This is a genomic window from Arthrobacter sp. AQ5-05 (assembly GCF_003287975.1).
Classification (GTDB): domain Bacteria; phylum Actinomycetota; class Actinomycetes; order Actinomycetales; family Micrococcaceae; genus Paeniglutamicibacter.
In genome coordinates, this window is sequence record NZ_QMKQ01000001.1 from 100,496 (window position 1) to 119,958 (window position 19,463).

The 19,463-nt window shown below is 66.6% G+C and carries 17 protein-coding genes; 14 read left to right on the plus strand and 3 right to left on the minus strand.

Features of this window, described 5'->3' with window-relative positions:
• Positions 1-137: 137 nt before the first annotated feature.
• Together DQ353_RS00560 and DQ353_RS00565 are read right to left on the minus strand one after the other, a co-directional pair.
• A complete protein-coding gene (locus DQ353_RS00560; protein ID WP_146755165.1) occupies positions 138-2,315 on the minus strand; it encodes a Stk1 family PASTA domain-containing Ser/Thr kinase in 2,178 nt (725 codons plus the stop codon).
• 166 nt (positions 2,316-2,481) lie between these two features.
• Positions 2,482-2,730 carry a WhiB family transcriptional regulator gene (locus tag DQ353_RS00565; protein WP_007271814.1) on the minus strand — a complete coding sequence of 83 codons (249 nt, stop codon included), beginning with the start codon at positions 2,728-2,730 and terminating at the stop codon, positions 2,482-2,484.
• Between the two features lie 328 nt (positions 2,731-3,058).
• On the opposite strand from DQ353_RS00565, the gene DQ353_RS00570 reads away from it, so the two are divergent.
• Positions 3,059-3,508, plus strand: coding sequence for a hypothetical protein (locus DQ353_RS00570; protein WP_146755166.1), 450 nt, complete (start codon positions 3,059-3,061; stop codon positions 3,506-3,508).
• Between the two features lie 33 nt (positions 3,509-3,541).
• Here DQ353_RS00570 and DQ353_RS00575 read toward each other — a convergent pair whose 3' ends face one another.
• Positions 3,542-7,609 (minus strand): FtsK/SpoIIIE domain-containing protein, encoded by a 4,068-nt coding sequence (locus DQ353_RS00575; RefSeq protein WP_113760865.1) that lies wholly within the window; start codon positions 7,607-7,609, stop codon positions 3,542-3,544.
• A 350-nt stretch (positions 7,610-7,959) separates the two neighbouring features.
• Between DQ353_RS00575 and DQ353_RS00580 the strand changes: the two genes are divergently transcribed.
• From DQ353_RS00580 to DQ353_RS00640, 13 genes are all read left to right on the plus strand, one after another.
• The gene (locus tag DQ353_RS00580) at positions 7,960-9,186 is read left to right on the plus strand and encodes a TadA family conjugal transfer-associated ATPase (RefSeq protein WP_113761217.1); all 1,227 of its coding nucleotides are present in this window, start codon (positions 7,960-7,962) and stop codon (positions 9,184-9,186) included.
• Entirely contained in the window at positions 9,183-10,034 is an 852-nt protein-coding gene (locus DQ353_RS00585; RefSeq protein WP_113760866.1) for a type II secretion system F family protein, read from the plus strand. Before DQ353_RS00580 ends, DQ353_RS00585 begins: the two co-directional genes overlap by 4 nt.
• A complete protein-coding gene (locus tag DQ353_RS00590; protein ID WP_286166531.1) occupies positions 10,031-10,972 on the plus strand; it encodes a type II secretion system F family protein in 942 nt (313 codons plus the stop codon). The genes DQ353_RS00585 and DQ353_RS00590 overlap by 4 nt, the downstream gene beginning before the upstream one ends.
• 190 nt (positions 10,973-11,162) lie before the next feature.
• Positions 11,163-11,357: a hypothetical protein gene (locus DQ353_RS00595; RefSeq protein WP_245348633.1), complete on the plus strand. Its 195-nt coding sequence runs from the start codon at positions 11,163-11,165 to the stop codon at positions 11,355-11,357.
• A gap of 10 nt (positions 11,358-11,367) precedes the next feature.
• A complete protein-coding gene (locus DQ353_RS00600) occupies positions 11,368-11,775 on the plus strand; it encodes a TadE family protein (RefSeq protein ID WP_113760868.1) in 408 nt (135 codons plus the stop codon).
• Positions 11,768-12,298, plus strand: a complete 531-nt coding sequence (locus DQ353_RS00605; protein ID WP_113760869.1) for a hypothetical protein — start codon at positions 11,768-11,770, stop codon at positions 12,296-12,298. Before DQ353_RS00600 ends, DQ353_RS00605 begins: the two co-directional genes overlap by 8 nt.
• Before the next feature lie 88 nt (positions 12,299-12,386).
• The gene (locus DQ353_RS00610; RefSeq protein ID WP_113760870.1) at positions 12,387-12,824 is read left to right on the plus strand and encodes a hypothetical protein; all 438 of its coding nucleotides are present in this window, start codon (positions 12,387-12,389) and stop codon (positions 12,822-12,824) included.
• A gap of 191 nt (positions 12,825-13,015) precedes the next feature.
• Positions 13,016-14,131, plus strand: a complete 1,116-nt coding sequence (gene prfB / locus DQ353_RS00615) for a peptide chain release factor 2 (RefSeq protein WP_113760871.1) — start codon at positions 13,016-13,018, stop codon at positions 14,129-14,131.
• A gap of 310 nt (positions 14,132-14,441) precedes the next feature.
• Positions 14,442-15,248, plus strand: coding sequence for a CoA transferase subunit A (locus DQ353_RS00620; protein ID WP_113760872.1), 807 nt, complete (start codon positions 14,442-14,444; stop codon positions 15,246-15,248).
• A gap of 3 nt (positions 15,249-15,251) precedes the next feature.
• The gene (locus DQ353_RS00625) at positions 15,252-15,884 is read left to right on the plus strand and encodes a CoA transferase subunit B (RefSeq protein WP_071213557.1); all 633 of its coding nucleotides are present in this window, start codon (positions 15,252-15,254) and stop codon (positions 15,882-15,884) included.
• A gap of 291 nt (positions 15,885-16,175) precedes the next feature.
• Complete coding sequence (ftsE, locus tag DQ353_RS00630; protein ID WP_071213556.1) at positions 16,176-17,003, plus strand: cell division ATP-binding protein FtsE; 828 nt, start codon at positions 16,176-16,178, stop codon at positions 17,001-17,003.
• Positions 17,000-17,914 (plus strand): permease-like cell division protein FtsX, encoded by a 915-nt coding sequence (gene ftsX / locus DQ353_RS00635; protein ID WP_113760873.1) that lies wholly within the window; start codon positions 17,000-17,002, stop codon positions 17,912-17,914. The genes ftsE and ftsX overlap by 4 nt, the downstream gene beginning before the upstream one ends.
• 97 nt (positions 17,915-18,011) lie before the next feature.
• The gene (locus DQ353_RS00640) at positions 18,012-19,421 is read left to right on the plus strand and encodes a peptidoglycan DD-metalloendopeptidase family protein (protein WP_286166532.1); all 1,410 of its coding nucleotides are present in this window, start codon (positions 18,012-18,014) and stop codon (positions 19,419-19,421) included.
• The last annotated feature ends 42 nt before the right edge of the window (positions 19,422-19,463 follow it).

The window sequence follows — 19,463 nt, forward strand, 5'->3', positions numbered from 1 at the left end:
ACGGCCCATGCACGATGGCCGGGTTCCTTCCCCCCTTGGGGGGAGCGGAACCCGGCCATCGGTGTATTGGTGGATCGCCGAAACCTCCGGCAGCCCGGGACCCAGCGCGATGGGGACCGCACCCCGGGCCAGCTGCCCTAGACCACCACGAGCTTGATGGTCGAACCCTCCGGAGCGCTGCCGCCGGCAGGGGACTGGGAACGCACTGTCCCGAAGAACCCGCCGAGGAACTCCTCGACCTCGACCTTGAAGCCCAGCGCCTCAAGTTCCTGACGTGCCTGGGCCAGCTGGCGCCCCTGCATGTCGGGCACCTGGATCATCCGCGGACCGCGGGAGACGACGTATTCGACGGTCGAGCCGCGCTCGAGCTGCCCGCCGGAGGGCTTCTGCGACAGGATCTGCCCGGCGCCCACCGTGGTGCTGTATTCCTTGCCGGCGTTCTTGCCCTTCAGCCCGGCCTTCTCCAGCACGGCATCGGCCGCCTTCGGCGTCATCCCGGCCAGGGTGGGGACGTCCACCGGTGCCGGCCCGCGCGAAACAACCAGCGCGACCTTGCTGCCGCGGCGCAGCTTCTCCCCGGAGGCCGGATCCTGCTTGAGCACCACGCCCTTGGCAACCTCCTCGGAGTACTTCTGCGTGACCTTGCCCGCGGCCAGGAAAGCGGACTTCAAATCCGCCTCGGCATCGGCCTGCTTGCGGCCGGTCAGGTTCGGGGCGGCGAAGAGTTCGGGGCCCTTGGACACCATCAACGTCAGGCCTTGAAATCGACGGATCGTTTCCCCGGCGGCGGGTTCACTTCCAACCACGAGGCCACGCTCAAGCTTGTCGTCGAATACCTCGCGGGTGGCTGCCTTGACCCCGGTGGCCGCCAGCTGGTCGACCGTCTGGCTGGCGGAGGCGCCCTGCAACGTGGGGATCTGGAAGGGTGCGCCTGGGCCCATGCCGAAAAACAGGGACACCGCGGCAACGATCGAGGCCAGCAGCACCAAAAGGATCCCGATGAGCCACTTGCGGCGCGCCGGGGTACGGGGTGCCAGCTGGTGCGTTGGGATCTGCGCATCTTTCTTCCACGCGATCGCCGCGGCCTTGGCGTTCTTCCTGGCCTGCCGGGCGGACACCGGGCGCTGCTCCCTGGGCTCCGGCTCCCGGGTGTGTGGCGGCCCGGCCTGGGCGTGGTCCCAGGTCTCGTCGAAGGCCCGGGTGTGCCCGGCGCCGCCCAAGATGGTGGTCTGGTCCCCGGCAACGCCCAGCGCACGGGTGGCGTCCTCGGACGTGGGGCCCTCGGCACCCCCGGCGGCGGCCGGAAGTGCCATCGTCGGCTCGGCGCCGTTGGCGGCCCGCCCGGCCGCGGCGGAATCGCGGTACTCCTGGGCCTGGGCAAGGGCCTCGTGCACCGAGGTGTGCGCAGAGGTCGCCGGGGGGATCAGGTCCTTGAGCCCGCCGAGGGTCTCGGAACCCAGGTCCAGCTGCGCGGAGGACAGCGAGTCGTGGATCTGCCGCAGGTCGCTGAGCAGGAACGAGGCGTTCTGCGGCCGGTCCTCGGGGTCCTTGTTGGTGCAGTATGCGACGAGCTCGTCGAGTTCGCCCGAAAGCCCGGGCACGAATGCCGAGGGCGGCGGGACGTCGTCGTTGATGTGCATGAACGCCAGCCCGTACGCGCTGTCCGAGGTGAAGGGCTGGCGGCCGGTGAGCAGCTCGTAGGCGATGATGCCCACGGCGTAGATGTCGCTGCGTTCGTCGGCCGGTTCGCCCTTGGCCAGCTCGGGGGAGATGTAGGCGGCGGTGCCGAGGAAGTTGGTGGCATTGGTGTGCGCGGTGGCGGCCCGGGCCAGCCCGAAGTCGGCGACCTTGATGCGCCCCTCGTCGGAAATCAGCACGTTGGCTGGCTTCATGTCGCGGTGCACGATGCCTTCCTCGTGCGCCACCGACAGCCCGGTGCAGATCGCCTGCAACACCACCAGCGCCTGGCGCGGGGTATAGCGGCCGCGGGATTTCAGCGACTGGCTCAGGTTCAGCCCGCGCACGAATTCCATGACCAGGTAGGCGGTGGACCCCGAGACGTGGTGGTCGCGGATGCCCACGATGTTGTCGTGGGTCAGTCCGGCGGCGATGATCGCCTCGGCCTCGAAGCGTTCAAGGATGACGGGATCAGAGGCCAGGTGGGCGTGCAAGACCTTCACGGCAACCGTGCGGTGCAGCCGCAGGTCCGTGGCTCGGTAAACGGTGGACATGCCGCCGTCGGCAATGCGGGCATCGAGCCGATAACGTTCATCGAGGATCGTGCCTAGGCGGGGGTCGGTGTGTGGCGGTGTCACTTATCGATCGTAACCAGTGGTTGGGGACTTGGGGGAGTGTGCCACACGGGCGGCACGTGGTTCTTGCTTGGCCGGTGCGGCCTGCATTGGGGCCTGAATGCAGGTGAGGGGTCGGTTCCAGTGGAACCGACCCCTCACCTTGGTGTGCTGTGGAGCACCAATCGACCTAGGAGGCTCGACGGGCCCGTGCTGCCCGGCGCTTCAGCGCCCGGCGCTCGTCTTCGCTCATTCCGCCCCAGACCCCGGCATCCTGGCCGGACTCGATGGCCCATGCCAGACACGTGTCCACCACGGGGCACCGTCGGCAGACACTCTTGGCTTCTTCAATCTGGAGAAGGGCCGGTCCGGTGTTCCCGACGGGGAAAAATAGTTCCGGGTCCTTGTCCAGACAGGCCGCGCGGCTACGCCAATCCATGCTTGTTGATGCTCCTTGGGGGTAGGAAAAGTGAGGGGGATCGCCCTGGGCCGTGAGGCCGGGCAAAAGTAGTGCGACGGGAAAATTGCCATACCCGATCGACTGCCTAACAAGGTTTTCATGTTACGTTCACGTAAACAAGGGTCCCGTGTTGCAAATACCTTGGCTTCCTTGAGTGCTTGGTCACAAGCACCCGTTTTAGGGCTCCCGCTAACAGGTTTGTCCCGTCGTGACAAGGGTGTTTTTTGGCCGGTTGCAGGGTCTTTGTCACACGCTGGCCCTGCCTCGGCTTTGGCTTCGCAGGTGGTGGCCGTACTAGATTTGAGGCGTGATGAACCAGCCAGTGCCCCAGTCCAACCGCCCCGCGATCCAACGCCGCCCGATCTCGGTGCTGCTGATTTCGGCGCTTCTGGTCCTCGAGGGGCTGGCGGTGCTCGCCTACGCACTGACCTATGCCCTATCCCTGGGACAGCCGGGCGTGTTGGGCATGGGAGCACGGATCTTCATGCTGGTGCTGATCATTGCGGCCGGCGCCTGGCAGCTGCTGGTGGCCCACCACTTCTTCCGGGCCCAGGCCTGGACGCGTGCCGCGGCGTTGATGTGGCAGGTTTTCCAGATCATCTTGGCCATCCCCTACTTCCAGAGCGGCGACGCACTGGTGGCGTGGCTGTGGCTGGTGCCCGCGGCGTTGATCGTTGTGCTGCTCTTTGACCCGCGCACCACCGCGTTCCTGGGTGACCGGCCGACGGCGGAACCCGGGGCCGGCAACCGGCCCTGATTCCCGGCCGCCCCCATCGCGGGGGCGGGTGGTTCACGGAACCCGATTCACGCATTGGATCTGGCGGATCGTTCCCCGGTCCACGACCATGGCACGGCCGCGCACGCTCGCGGTGGCCGGTGGCAACCTGAAACCGCTGGGATCGGCGTCCGCACCGAACTGCGGATCAAGCACGAGGAACGAACGCGCATCGCGCACCACCGCCGAGAGCCCCAACTCGAAGAGCAGCCGTGAACCGGGTTCGGCACTGAGCACCAGCTGGAGCCCGGCGCCCAGCAGCACCTCTACGGCCCGGGCAGCCCGGGCCGCGCGCAGGTCCGCGCGATCCACCAACACCCGCGCCGCCTGCGGGTGGCGCTGCATGAATTCCTCGGCCTGCAACGGCAGCTCGTCCCCAAGGCCCAGGTGCACGGTGTGGCCGATATCCGCATCGCCCAGCAGGGCCAGGTGCCTCAACAACGTGGACTTGCCCGATCCCTCGTGCCCGATGACCAGCCCGCAGGGGCCCGGAGCCCACACAAAGGTGCGGTTGTCCGGACCGCAGAGCCCGATGGCCAGTTCCGGAGCCGCCGCCGACCCCGGATCCAGCACCGGCAACTGGGCAGCGGCCAGGGTTTCGGGCAACGGAACCGAACGCAACCAGGTGCCGGGGACCTCTCCGCCGGGCAGCGGCAGGCTCGCCGCGTCGTCGAGCAATTGGAACGCCGTACCGTGCTCGGGTTCATCGGGCCCCAGCAGCACACCCCGGCCCACCTGCGGGGCAACCTTGCGCAGCTGGGGCCACCCCATGAGGACTTCGGGTCCTGCGCCGCGCGGGAAATACCAGCGGGTCTCACACAGCGATGCTGCCCGCGAACCGGCCAAATCCCTGTCCCCGCACACCACCAGGGCGCGGCCCAGATCGGGTGCGGTGCGGGCGAACGCCGCCAGCTGCGCCTCGAGGCCCATGAACACGTTTCCCTCCAAGGTCCGGGCCCAGCCGCCGAGCCCGCACACCAGCAGCAGCATCGGCTCCACGCACGCGGGATCACCCAGCTGCAGGAGCAACTCGTTGATGCGCCACGAGTCGCCGGGACCGAAATAGCCGCACACCGCCGGGTGTCCGCGCAGCGCGCCGTGGGTCCCGTTGCCGTCGAGCAGCAGCGTCGGAATACGCCAGGAATGGCGGTTCACCGCATGCAGCAGGAGGCCGGGGACCTTCGCGATGCCAGAGGCCGGCAGCCCGCAAACCATCAGCCGGGCGGTGGTGCGCGGGTCAAAGACCAATGGTCCTGGTTGGGGCAGCCTCGGGCGATCAACCAGCCCGATGGCTCCGGCACCACCGGGCACCTGCCGCAGCACCGCACGGCCGATTGCGGGCAGGGCCGGGGGAAGGGCGGCGGAAAACGGGTTTGGCGCGGGCTCGGTATCCCGGTGCCGGAACACGATGCCCTGAACCACCGCCGCCAGCTCCGAGTCGGAACCTTGGCAGGCGTCGGAATCCGGCACTCCGGTGCCGGCGGATCCCGGCCCGGATCCGGCATGCGGCAATTGTTCGGCGAACAGCGTTTCGCCCAGGTCGGCCCCGAAGGCCCGCAGCCGGGCCGGAATGCTGGGGCGGGCGTTCACCCGAGCCCGGAACCCCAGCGGTGCGCCGCCCCCGCGCCGGAAATACGCCAGGCCCGGGGCGGAAGGATCCAGCCGGGCCGCCACCGAGGAACCGATCAGGTCGTTGGACTCGGCTTCGCCGATGGTGCGCAACGCGATGACGGAGCCGATGTTGGCCCGCAGCGGCGCGCTGAGGGTCCCGGCGGGCCGCTGCGTGCTGAGCACCAGGTGGATTCCCAACGACCGGCCAACGGTGGCGATGTGGATGACCCGCTCCAGGGCCTCGGGCAGCTCGGTGGCAAAGACGCGGAATTCGTCGACGATCACCACCAGCCGGGGCAGCGGGGGATCGCCCGGAACGCGCGAGCGCAGGTAGTCCCGGTGATCGGTGGCCGCATGCGCCGCCAGGAAGGCCTCGCGGCGGTGCAGCTCGTTGCCGAGCAGTTCAAGGATCCGTTCGCCCTCGGCGGCGTCCAGGTCGGAGACGAACAGCTGCACGTGCGGCAACCCGCGCAGCGGCGCCAACGTCGCCCCGCCCTTGAAGTCCACGAGCATGAACGCCAGTGCGTCGGGCCCCGATTCCGCGGCAAGGCCCAGCACCAGGGTGCGCAGCAGCTCGGACTTGCCCGACCCGGTGGTTCCGGCGACCAGGAGGTGCGGCCCGTCGGCATCCAGCTCCACGCGCAGCGGACCGGCATCCGTGTCCCCGATGATGGCACCGAGCGGGGTGCCCGTGCCGCTTTCCCCACCGGCCTCCGGGCCTGCCTCGACCCAGGGCAGCATGTGTGAGACCGCGCGGGCCAGGACGGGCAACCCGATGCCTTCGGTGAGCACATGCAGGGACGGCTCCCGGGTGCCGTGCGGCGATGCCCCGGTCTCCGGGGACTGCCGGTCCCGCCCGGGACGGGTGCGGGTGCCGGGAAAGCGCCGGATCTTCCGGGGTCCGGCCGGAGGGGCGGGCCGCAGCCAGGGATTCAGTTCGCGGCCTGCGGCCTGCAGCAGGATCCGGCCAGCGGAGCAGTCGATGTGGATCTCTGCCCCGGGCAAGGGGGCCGGACCTCCGCAGTGGATGCGGGCGGGTACACCGGGGAATGCCGCACCGGGTGACTCCCCGGCCGCGGCCCGGAGCGTGCCGGGTCCGGCGAGCAGCACGATCGTTGGCCTCGGATCGGGGGCAACCGGCGCGTTGGCCCCGCTGACCTGGACACCGGGCAGCATCGCGAATTCGGAGGGAAGGAAACCGGCGGGTCCCTGCACAACCACGCGCAGGGAACCGGATGCGAGCAACGGAAGCCAGCGCACCAGCACCGCGCGCAGCACCGGGCCCCACACCGATTCGGGGCCCTTGAACCACACGGCGGAACCCGTTTTCAGGGCCAGCGGCACCGGGGAATCGGACAGGACGCCGGGATCCACCGCCGGTTCGCCGTCCGCATCGCCTGCTGCGCCATTGCTGTTCCCGGGCCCGTGCCGCGGGGCCCTGCGCGCACGCCCCCGCAATCCGCGTCCGCCCTCCCGATGCCCGCGGCCGGGTCGCGGATCCGGAGGTTCGGCCCCCGAGGCGGTGCACAACCACGCGGCCAGCGGCCCGTGACCGATCACCATTGCCGGGAAACCGTCGTCATCCACCGAAGCGGCGGCGGCCAGTCCGGCCGCCACCGCGCCCAGCGGCGGGGCCAGGTCCTCGCGGCGCTTCGCATCGGCTGCGGTGGCCAAGGCCCAGGCACGCCGGAAGCCGGCCTTCCCACGAAGCGCCAGCAACGCCGGCAACCCGCCGGTCACCAGGGAAATGGCGGAGAAGGCGAGGAAGAACACGCTGTGCGTCATCAGGAACAGCCCCACGCCCAGTCCCAGCGGTGCCAACGCTCCAACCAGCATCATCGCCATCCGGCTGCCCGGTTCCTCCGCGGCGATCGGCACCGGTGGCAGCGGCCACCGGGCGGGCACGGGCGATAGCCCGCCGGGCGGCAGCACCCCGAAGCTGCTGTCTCCCGCGCTGAAGGTGTCCCCGATCAACAGGCGCCGCTCCCGGATCGGGGTCTGGGCGAACCACACCCCGTTTGCCGATCCCTCGTCGCTGAGCACGATGGAGGTCTCGGTCACCCGAACCAGCGCATGGCGGCGCGAGAGCCGCAGGTCCCCGATGGGCAAATCGACCCCACCTCGGCCCAGGGCCCACAGGCCGCGGCGCAGTGGAAGCGTCCCGCCGGGATCCGGCCCCCGCAACACCACCAACACCGCAGGCTCGATCCCGCCGTCCGCGCCCTGCCCTCTCAGGGGAGCGAGGTCCGCAGGTGCCGCGGGCACATCGCACAGCAGCATCCGCCCCTGGCGGGGCAGCCGCGCGATCTGCTCCAGCGGCCTCCCGCCGGCATACCAGCGCAGCTGTGGCCAGCGCCTGGCCAGGGCAGAGGCCAGCACCGGTCCGCCGAGAGGCTCCGCGGCCTCCAGTTCCACCAGCACCGGCTGGCCCAGGGCCGCCGAGACGAGCCTGATGAACAGTTTCCTTCCCATGAGACTTATGCCCACCCGCCTTTCGCCGCGCGTTGCCGAACCGCGGTCCCGATTCCCCTCCCCAACGGTAGGACCGCCCGGCGCCCGCCCCGCGGCCACGCGGCACCCCTGTGGACGAAACCCGCTGCACCTCGGGAGTTTCTCCACAGATCCGGCCGGAGCCTTGTAGCGGCCGCGGCACCCGGGTATGGTCGCGGTATTGCGTCATGAAACTAACTGGATATTGTCGCTCACCATCACTCCGGGGTGCCTCGCGAGGCCATCCCCAAGCACCGGCCCCCGCACGCCTTGGCGAACGGCATGGCTCCCGGCCACCGGCCGGGAGCCGGTCACGGCAGGGATGCACCATGGTGGACGGACTGGCGATAGTTGAGGATGAGGTACGCGAACTCATCCGCAGGAACGGGCTTGACCCCTCCACCCAGGTGGGGGAGGTCCGCCGGTTGGTGGACGACGTGGTTCGCGACTACGACGAACGCTCCCTGCTGGGGGTGCTCCCGGCACTGGGGGAACTGGGCCTGGCCCGGCGCCGCATCATGGATGCGGTGGCTGGGCTCGGCGCCCTCCAACCCCTGCTGGATGATCCCGACGTCGAGGAAATCTGGCTCAACGGACCCCACGAGGTCTTCTGCGCCCGCGGAGGAACCTCCGAGCTGACCTCCATCAGGCTTCCCGAAGCCGAGGTTCCGGCACTCGTGGAGCGCATGCTCAAGTCCTCGGGTCGCCGCCTTGACCTGTCCCAGCCGTTCGTCGACTGCCAGTTGGCCGACGGCTCTCGCCTGCACGTGGTCATCCCGGACATCACCCGCAAGCACTGGGCGGTGAACATCCGCAAGTTCATCGCCCGGGCCAGCAGGCTCGAGCACCTGGTGGAACTCGGTTCGCTGTCCCGGCAGGCCGCCCACTACCTGGATGTCGCCGTCGGGGCGGGCCTGAACGTGCTGGTCTCCGGGGCCACGCAGGCGGGGAAGACCACGATGCTCAACTGCCTGGCCTCCTCGATTGGCAGCCGCGAGAGGGTGGTCACCATCGAGGAGATCTTCGAGCTGAAGATCAATCTCCGCGACGTGGTGGCCCTGCAGACGCGGCAGCAAAACCTGGAGGGGAACGGGGAAATCAACATGCGCCGCCTGGTCAAGGAGGCGCTGCGGATGCGCCCGGACCGGTTGGTCATCGGCGAGGTCCGCGAGGCCGAATCGCTGGACATGCTCATTGCCCTGAATTCAGGACTGCCCGGGCTCTCAACGATCCACGCGAATTCCGCCCACGACGCGCTGACGAAGATCTGCACACTGCCGCTGCTGGCCGGGGAGAACATTTCCTCGGCCTTTGTCGTTCCCACGGTCGCCGCATGCATCGACCTGGTGGTGCACTGCCGCCGGGATGCGGCGGGCAGGCGCTTCATCGGGGAAATCATGGCGGTGGGCCGCCGCGTGGAAAACGGGGCCATCGAGACCACCATGCTGTTCGAACACCTCGACGGACAGCTGGCCCTGGCGTCGACGGCTGACCTGGCCCACCAGAAGCTCATCGACGCGGGGATCGATGTGGCCGAACTGGGACGGATCGTGGCATGAGCGTGTTCCTGGGACTGACCCTCGGGTTCGGGCTGCTGCTGGTCTTCCGCGCCTTCACCGCCGCGGCGCACTCCGGCACGAGGGCCGGGGACGGGCGCATCGACACCCTGTTGCTGCATGCAGGGCTGGACAAGGTCACCCGCGGCGGCTTCATCTCCGCCTCGATCACCGCCGCCGTCATCGTCGGGCTCATCGTGCTGATCCTCACCGGGGCCCCGCTGATCGCACTGACCTTTGCCGGGTTCGGGGCGGGCGCGCCGTGGGCGCTGGTGCGCCGTCAGGGGGCCAAGCGTGCGGCAAACCTGCGCGAGCAATGGCCCGACGTGGTGGACCACCTGCGCTCGGCGATCCGGGCCGGTCTGTCGCTGCCCGAGGCACTGACGCAGCTGGGGTCCCAGGGGCCCGAGGCGCTGCGCCCGGCCTTCACCGACTTCGGCCTGGACTACCGGGCCACGGCCCGCTTCAACGACTCCCTCGAACGCCTCGCCGCGCGCCTGGCGGATCCGGTGGCCGACAAGATCGTCGAAGCCCTGCGCATCACCCGCGAGGTCGGCGGCACCGACCTGGGCGAGATGCTCGGCACCCTGAGCTCCTTCCTGCGCGACTCGGCCCGCACCCGCGGGGAACTCGAGGCCAGGCAGTCCTGGACGGTGTCCGCGGCCCGCCTGGCCATCGCCGCACCATGGGTCATCTTGCTGCTGCTGGCAGGACAGCCGGCGGCCGTCATCGCCTACTCCTCGGTCACCGGAATGCTGGTGCTCATCGGCGGGCTTGTCATTTCGTTCATTTGCTACCGGACGATGATGCGCATCGGCCGGTTGCCCGAGGAAGAACGGGTGTTCCGATGAGCACCACCATGATCCTGTCGCTGGTCCTTGGACTGTCACTGGGCAGCGGGCTGTGGCTGGTGCTGGTGCGGATCCCGGCGATGCGCCCGGTCACCTTCGCCCAACGCGTGGCTCCGCACCTGCGTGCCGGGCGCAGCGGATCGCGGATGCTCAACGAGTCCTTCGCGGCACAGACGCCCTTTGGCCCGCTGGGCCGCATCCTTGGTCCGATGCTGGCCGACGTGGCCAGGCTGTCCCAACGCCTGAACCCCAGCAACGAGGCAATGGCGCGGCGGCTGGCCCGGGCCGGGCTGGGTATCAGCGTGCTGGATTTCCGTGCCCAGCAGCTGCTGTGGTCCGCCGGGCTGACCCTGGCCGGTGCCGCGCTGCTCGGCGCGAACCTCGTGGCCGGGCGCTTCAACCCGATGTTCGCGTTCCTCGTCCTGGTCTCTTGCGCCGTCGGCGGCTACCTGCTGCGCGACTGGTACCTGGGGGAGCAGACCACTCGGCGCAGCCGGCGGATCCTTGCCCAGTTCCCCACGATCGCCGAACTCATGGCGTTGGCGGTGGCCGCGGGGGAGAGCACCGTGGGTTCCATTGAACGGGTGGCCCGCACCTCGAGGGGAGCGCTCAGCGAGGAATTCGCGCTGACGCTGGCCCACGTCCGCGCCGGGGCAACCCTGGCAGAGGCCCTGGCGGAGATGTCGGACCGGATCCAGCTGACGGCCATGACCCGATTCGTCGACGCGATCACGGTGGCGGCCGAACGCGGGACCCCGATTGCCGCGGTGATGCGGGCCCAGGCCCAAGACGTGCGAGACGCGGCCAAGCGCGAACTGATGGAATCTGCCGGCAAGAAGGAAATCGGCATGATGGTGCCCATAGTTTTCGGCGTGCTGCCGCTGACCATCGTTTTTGCGGTGTTCCCGGGGCTCGCGCTGATCGACATGAACTACTGACAGGAGGAGGAAAGGTACACGCCGCTCCCTTCGGCGCGGCGACATGCACCGGGCGGGGAAGACCCGGGGCACGAGACACGGAATCGCATCATGAAGCACCAGGCTCCCGCGGCCGTGAAGGCGGCGGAGCAAACCAGCAAGGAGAAGGAACATGAGGATCGCAGAGAAGTTCTGGTTGATGGTCATCGGCATGGGAATGTGGGTCGGCACCCGCACCATGGACCTGGCCGGAAACATCAAGCGCAACGAACGCGGTGACGTCCCGGGCTGGGTCATGATCACTCTCATGAGCGCTTTGCTCGTGGCGGCGCTCCTGGCCATCGCCGGCCCGCGCCTGGAAGAGCTGTTCAACCAGGCGATCGACCGGGTTGCGGGGATGGGCTAGCGACGCCGGCATGCCAAGGCTAGTCGCATCCGGGAAGCACGGCACGCAGGAGAACCAGCAGGGTTCGGCGGTCGCCGAGTTCGTGATGGTCTCCGCGCTGCTGATCGCGGTGTTCATGGGGATCCTGCAGCTGACTTTTGCGCTGCATGTGCGCAACACGCTCATGGATGCCGCGGCCGCCGGTGCCAGATACGGAACGCTGGCCGACCGCGGGCCTGGCGACGGGGTGCGCCGCACCAAGGAACTGATCCGCGGGGCGCTCAGCGACCGGTTCGCTTCCAATGTGCACGCCACACCCGTCGACATCGGCGGCACACCGGGCGTGCGGATCACCGTGCGGGCAGGAATCCCGCTCTTCGGGATGGTCCCGTTCATGGGTGAGTTCGTGGTCCAGGGGGAGTCGGTGCGATATGGATAGGACACGACGGCGCACCGCTCCCGGAGAGGTCGACGCCTGGCCCCGGTGCCTGGGGGTCGCACGCTGTCCGGCCGCCACCAATCCCGCCGCAACCGTCAGGGGGCGTCGTGCCAGCCGCGGCACCCAAGCCGGCTCGTCCATCATCGAATTCATCTTCCTGGTGGTGCTGCTCCTGGTGCCGTTGGTCTACCTGGTGGTGGGCGCCGCCCACGTCCAGGCGGCCAGCTATGCAGCCGTGGGTGCGGCGGACCACGCAGCCAAGGTCTTCGTTACTGCCCAAACCGAAAGCCAAGGCCGTGCAAGGGCGGCCGATGCCGTTCAACGCGCAGCAGCCAACATGGAGATCGGGCCCGGCCGCACGCATTTCACCTACAGCTGCCGGGGCACCTGCCTTTCAGCGGGAAGCACCGTGACGGTCCATGTGTCCATCAAAACGGTCCTTCCGCTGCTCCCCGAGGGCTGGGGCTGGAGCACCGGCAGTGTCGGGTCCGATGCAACCCAGCGGGTCGATCGATATGGGTAGCCGCGCGGGAATACTCGTGAGGCCCCGCCCGGGGGACACACCCGCACCCCGGCCGGTTCCCGGCGGCCACCGGAGCGAGGCGCGAACCATGCTGCCACCGGGGCGCGAAGCGGGCCAATCCATGGTGCTGATCATCGGAATGGTAGCGATCGCCCTGCTGGCCATCAGCGTCGTGCTCGCCGCCACGGCGGTCAACGTCCAGGCGCACAAGCTCCTCTCGGTGGCCGACGGCGCGGTCGCTGCGGCAGCCGACAACTTCGAGCTCACCGCCGGGGGAGAGGATATTGCCACGCTCCGCCTGCAACCCGCCGAGGTCCGGCACGCTGCGGAAAAGTACCTCGGTGACATCAACGCCGGGGCAGGCTTTTCCAACCTGCACATCGTTGCCGCGGGGGTGGAACCGGATGCTGTCACCGCACATGTTCGGCTCGGTGCGGTGGTGCACCCGCCCATCATCGGCTGGGTGGTCCCGAGCGGAGTGGATATCCGGGTGGATGCCTATGCGCGGACGCTGCTTTCGCGCTGAATTCCCGTCGCACGGGCTCGGGGCGATGGGTACTGCAGTCGCAGTCCGGACCCCGGCGCCCGCGCTCGCCGGAATCGCACGGCCGACCGGATCCGAACCGCGGCACAGCCCCTTCGTGCCCGGACGCATTGGGCACAATCACCGGTCGGCGCAATGCCTGGCCCCGCAAATGTCGTAGGCTGGAAACTACCATGGCTTCAACTGACTTTTCTGCCGAAATCAAATCACTGCGCTCCACCTATGCCTCCATTGAAGAGGTTTCCGATGTGCCGCGCATCCGTGCGGACATTGCAATGCTCTCCGAGGAAGCCGGTGTGCCCGATCTTTGGGACAACCCGGCCGCCGCGCAGGTCGTCACCTCCAAGCTCTCGCACCGCCAATCCGAGCTTGAACGACTCACCGTCATCCACAACCGCATCGAGGATCTGGAAGTGCTTGTCGAACTCGCGGAAATGGAAGGCGACGCCGACACCTTGCAGGAGGCCGAGACCGAATTCAAGTCGGTGCGCAAGGCCTTGGCCGACCTGGAAGTGGTGACCCTGCTCTCCGGCGAATTCGATTCGCGCGAGGCTGTTGTCACCATCCGTGCCGGTGCCGGTGGCGTGGACGCCGCGGACTTCGCCGAGATGCTGATGCGCATGTACCTGCGGTGGGCGGAAAAGCGCGGTTACTCCACCCGGGTCATGGACACCTCATACGCCGAAGAGGCCGGCCTGAAGTCAGCGACCTTCGAGGTCAATGCCCCCTATGCGTACGGCACGCTGTCGGTCGAGGCAGGTACCCACCGACTGGTGCGCATCTCTCCTTTCGACAATCAGGGCCGCCGCCAGACTTCTTTCGCCGCGGTCGAGGTCATCCCTTTGATCGAACAAAACGACTCAATCGAGATCCCGGAAAATGAGATCCGCGTCGATGTGTACCGTTCCTCGGGCCCCGGCGGGCAGTCCGTGAACACCACTGACTCCGCGGTGCGCATGACTCACATCCCCACGGGCATCGTGGTGTCGATGCAGAACGAAAAGTCGCAGATCCAGAACCGTGCGGCCGCGCTGCGCGTGTTGCAGTCGCGACTGCTGCTGGTGAAGAAGGCCGAACAGGATGCACAAAAGAAGCAGATGGCAGGCGACGTGAAGGCATCGTGGGGCGACCAGATGCGCTCCTACGTCCTCAACCCCTACCAAATGGTGAAGGACCTGCGCACCGAGCACGAGGTTGGAAACACCTCTTCGGTGCTCGACGGCGAAATCGACGACTTCATCGACGCCGGGATCCGCTGGCGCGCCGCGCAGCGCCGCCCGGGAGCCTAAACACGCACCAACGCCAAGGAGGTCCCGCAGACACATTTCACCATGTGCCTGGGGGACCTCCTTCGTTGTCTGCACGGAGTCAGGAACATCGGCGCACGGGGCCAAGGCCGGGCCGCAATCTCGGGATGCCGGTCGGCCCGTTCGGCGGCCTTTTGGGCCTCATAAGTGAATTTCCCGCTTGGACGTCCTACGATGTGGCTAAGGAACCACACGCAGGTCATGCGATGCCAAGCATCCAAGCACGGGTGCTTCGTGCCAATCGGTATGTGGTGTCCGGGTATCGTCCATTCGCAATCCCAGGAGTGCAGCAATGCTAGACAAGACCTACGAATCTGCCGGCGCCGCAGTAGCGGACATTCCCGAATCAGCATCCATCGCGGTTGGCGGCTTTGGACTCTCGGGAAACACCAACGCACTGATCCGTGCGGTATTGGAAAGCGGGGTGGGCGACCTCAAAGTCGTCTCGAACAATTGCGGAACCGACGAGCACGGCCTGGGGATTTTGCTCGGTGCCGGCCGGATATCGAAGATGACGTCCTCCTACGTCGGGGAGAACAAGGAATTTGCGCGCCGCTACCTCAAGGGCGAACTGGAACTCGAACTGACACCGCAGGGTACCCTCGCCGAGAAACTGCGCGCGGGCGGAGCCGGAATTGCGGCCTTCTACACACGTACCGGCGTCGGCACCCAGGTGGCCGAGGGTGGGCTGCCCCAGCGATACGGGCCAGACGGAGAAATCCTCCAGGCTTCCCAACCCAAGGACCAGCGTGACTTTGCGCTGGATGGGGAAACCAAGACATTTGTCCTTGAGGAATCCATCGTCACCGACTATGCGCTGGTGCATGCGGCCTACGGAGACCGTCATGGCAACCTCGTGTTCAACAAGGCCGCCCGGCAGTTTTCGCCCGTAGCGGCGATGGCGGGGAAGATCTGCATTGCCGAAGTGGAGCATTTGGTCGAGCCCGGCGAACTCGATCCCGATGCGATCCACCTGCCCGGGGTCTTTGTCCACCGCGTGGTCGAGGTCGGAACCGACATCGAAAAGCCAATTGAAAAGCGCACCGTGCAGGCAGCAACCGCTGCATCGGGCGACCGGTCGCTGAAGAAGGAGGCCTAAGCAATGTCTTGGTCACGCAATGAAATGGCGGCCCGCGCCGCGCTTGAACTGCCCGACGGAGCATACGTGAACCTGGGGATCGGCCTGCCCACGCTAGTGCCGAACTACGTTCCTGCCGACCGCACGTTGGTGCTCCAATCGGAAAATGGGATCCTTGGCGTTGGCCCGTATCCCGCCGAGGCAGATGTCGATCCCGACCTGATCAATGCCGGGAAGGAAACCGTGACAGTGCTTCCCGGCGCCAGCTACTTCGATTCGGCCACCAGCTTCGCGATGATCCGCGGCGGCAAGATCGACGCAGCAATCCTCGGTGCCATGCAGGTTTCCGCCGCCGGAGACCTGGCCAACTGGATGATTCCGGGCAAGATGGTCAAGGGCCCAGGCGGAGCCATGGACCTGGTCCACGGTGCCAAGCGCGTGATCGTCCTGATGGAGCATGTGGCCAAGGACGGCAGTGCGAAGATCGTCAACGAATGCTCCCTGCCCCTGACCGGCCGTGCGGTGGTGCAACGCATCATCACAGATCTCGCCGTCATCGACATCACGGATGCAGGGCTTCGTTTGATCGAATGCGCTCCCGGTGTCACCCCCGAGCAGGTCCAGTCCGCGACGGAAGCTCCGTTGCTGCTGGGGTAGCGCCGATTCCCGGTCGTGCAGGAGGTCATCGATCCCTGCGCCGGGAGCGGGCGTGTCGTTGCCTTAGCGGGAGACTTGCCCGCGCGGTGTTGAGCCCGCGGTCCGCGGTTGAAGGCCACGGATCGGATACGCAGCGCGCGCCCATCGGACTCACAGTTTCGGGACACACCCGCTTTTTGTCCCGGATGTGTGCCGCCGGGACGGATAGAGTTCAAGGGCTGGCTTTGCAACTTCCTTCAACAAAGTCCCGTGCCTGGATCATGCGCCGGCGATCCCGCGGGCAGAGCTGCGATGATTAGATTCGAAAACGTCACGATGGTCTATGACCAAAAGTCACGCCTTGGTTCGGAGAATGCGCGCCCTGGCCTCGACGACGTAACCATTGAAATTGACCGCGGTGACTTCGCGTTTCTTGTTGGGGCCTCCGGCTCCGGCAAGTCCACATTCCTCCGCCTGATCCTTCGCGAAATCGTGGCAACCGGTGGTTCGGTGCACGTTGCCGGACAGAACGTTGCACGTATTCCATCGTGGCGCGTGCCCAAGCTGCGCCGAGGCATCGGCGTCGTGTTCCAGGACTTCCGCCTGTTGCCGCAGAAAAACGTGTTTGAGAACGTCGCGTTTGCGATGCAGGTGGTCGGTGAAAGCCGAAGCGCCATTCGAGACCACGTGCCAGAGGTCTTGAAACTTGTGGGCCTCGAAGGCAAGGAGAAGCGCCAGCCCGACGAACTATCCGGCGGTGAACAACAGCGCGTGGCCATTGCCCGCGCCATTGCCAACAAGCCACAGATCCTGCTCGCCGACGAGCCCACGGGAAACCTTGATCCGGCAACGAGCGTCGGGATCATGAACGTGCTGGACCGGATCAACCAAAACGGCACCACGGTGATCATGGCTACGCACGATGACGGCATCGTCAACTCGATGCGTCGCCGGGTCGTCGAGCTTTCGCTCGGCAAGATCATGCGCGATGAAAGCGCCGGCGAATACACCTCGATGATCCCGGTGATCAACCAGGACGGCACGCGCGAATTGCGGCAGGCCGATCACAGCACATGGCAAAAACCGTCGACCGGTAACCAGGCCTTTGCGCCGTTCGACACTGAGGACGACATGCCATGAAACTCGGATTCATTCTTGGCGAAGTAGGCTCAGGCCTCCGCCGCAACCTTTCCATGGTCGTATCCGTCGTCTTGGTCACCTTCATTTCTTTGACCTTCGTGGGCACCGCTGCCCTGATGCAGATGCAGATCACGCAGATGAAGGGCTACTGGTACGACAAGGTCCAGGTGGCCATCTACCTCTGCGGTGAACACAATGAAGGGACCAACTGCGCCGAGGGCGCGGTCACGGAAGGCCAGCGCGGCGAAATCGAGTCCATGCTGGGCTCGGCGGCCGTCAAGCCATACGTGGAGAACTTCGAGTACGAATCGAAGGAGCAGGCGCTCACCCACTTCCGCGAACAGTTCGACAACTCCTCGATGAGCGAAACGGTCACGGCGGACCAACTGCCCGAGTCGTTCCGGGTTTCGCTGGTCGATCCGGAGAAATACCAGATCATCAAGGAACTCTTCTCGTCGATGGATGGCGTGGACGTGGTGGTTGACCAACGGGAGTTGCTGGAAAAGATCTTCTCCATCATCAATATCGCTTCCTTCGTCGCCATTGGCATTGCCGGGGTGATGATCCTGTGTGCCGTGCTGCTCGTGGGCACGACAATTCGCCTATCGGCCTACTTGCGCCGCCGCGAAACCGGCATCATGCGCCTGGTTGGCGCCTCAAAATCCTCACTCCAACTACCCTTTGTCCTGGAAGGTGTCATCTCCGCGCTGATTGGTGCGCTGTTGGCCTCCGGGGTCTTGTGGGCTGCGGTGAGATTCCTGATCGACGACAAGCTGGCCCTGGAGTACAAGGACACGGCATTCATTTCCACTGGCGAGGTATTCATGGTCGCGCCGTGGCTGATCCTGCTGGGTGTGGTTTTGGCTGGTGTATCGTCGTTGGTAACCTTGCGACGCTACTTGAAGGTTTAGTGCGTCGCTTCCTCATGTCAGACTCGCTTCCCATAGGACTCAAAGGACATTTATGTTAGCCAAAGCAGTATGGTGCCGGATTGCGCGTTCAGGGGCCGTGGGTGCGCTTTCAATCGCACTCCTGGTTTCCGGAGGCGTAGGCGCCCACGCCGACGAGCTAGATGACCGCAAGGTCCAGGTAGAGCAGAACATCGACAATCTCTCCGAGGATCTTGAAGTCCTTGACGGTGATATCAAGGCCACCGACGCAAAACTCCGTGGATTGCAGGCGCAGCTTCCCGCTGCCGAACAGGCCTTGGCCGATGCCCAGGGCAGGGTGCGCCGAGCTTCCGACGAAGCGGCGGACCTCGCCCGTCGGGTGCAGGCTGCCCGCGAAACCCGCGACCAGCTGAACGTGAAGATTGCCGAGGGCAAGGCGAAGCTGGAGGACTCCAAGCAAATCATTGGCCAGATCGCCACTGAGGCCTACAAACGTGGTGGGGTCTCGTCCGACCTGTCCTTGCTGTTGAACGCGACCTCCGACGGCAACCTGGCAGCAGGGATGGACCTGGCCGACCAAGCCATGCGGTCGCAGAACGCGGCGCTGGATGCCCTCTCCGAGCAGTCCGCCACCGACGCAAATGCCAAGTTGCGGTTGGCAGCGGTGGAAGCCGAAATCACCGACCTCAAGTCCGCCGCCGATGCTGCGCTTGCGCGTGAACAAGTAGCCCGAGACGATGCGGAATCCAAGAAGCAGTCGCTCGACGGCATCATCACCCAGACCGACGCCTTAAGTGCAGAGCTCTTGGCCCAACGGCCCCGTATCCAGCAAAGACTGCGCGCCGAAGAAGTCGAAAAGGCCCAGGTCAATGCGGATATCAAGGAGCGGCAAGAACGGCTGATCCGCGAGGAAGCCGAACGCAAGCGCAAGGCCGCGGAGGCCGAACGCAAGCGCATCGCCGAGGCAAAGGCCAAGTGGGAGCGCGAGGAAACAGCGCGAGCCAAGAAGGCCAAGGAAGAAGCCGCGCGGCAGAAAAAGAAGGATACCTACGTCAAGCCCCAATACGTGGCGCCGAAGCCGCAAGCCGTTCCCCAGGAACGTAGTTCCTGGGGTCTGATCAAGCCCGTGTCCGGTGGACGACAGACCTCGGGCTTTGGCTGGCGACCCACCCCGTCCGGAACGATCGACTACGGGGGGCGTGGCGGCTATGTGCACGCCGGTGTCGACTGGGGCTTTGGCGGGCAGTGTGGTTCGCCGGTGCGTGCCGCTGCCGACGGCGAAGTGTGGATGGCTGGCTGGGGTGGAACCTCCGGAAACAAGGTCACCATCAGCCATGGCGTGGTCAAGGGCAGGGCCCTGGCCACAAACTACCACCACATGCAGCGTGTGGTGGTCAGCGCGGGGCAGCACGTCAAGCAGGGCCAGGTCGTCGGCTACGTCGGCACCACGGGCAACTCCACCGGCTGCCACATGCACTTTGAGACCATCGTCAACGGTACGGCCGTAAACCCATTGGGACTTCTCTAGCGGTAAGCTATAAGCTCGCCAAGTGAAGAAACCACTCGCGGA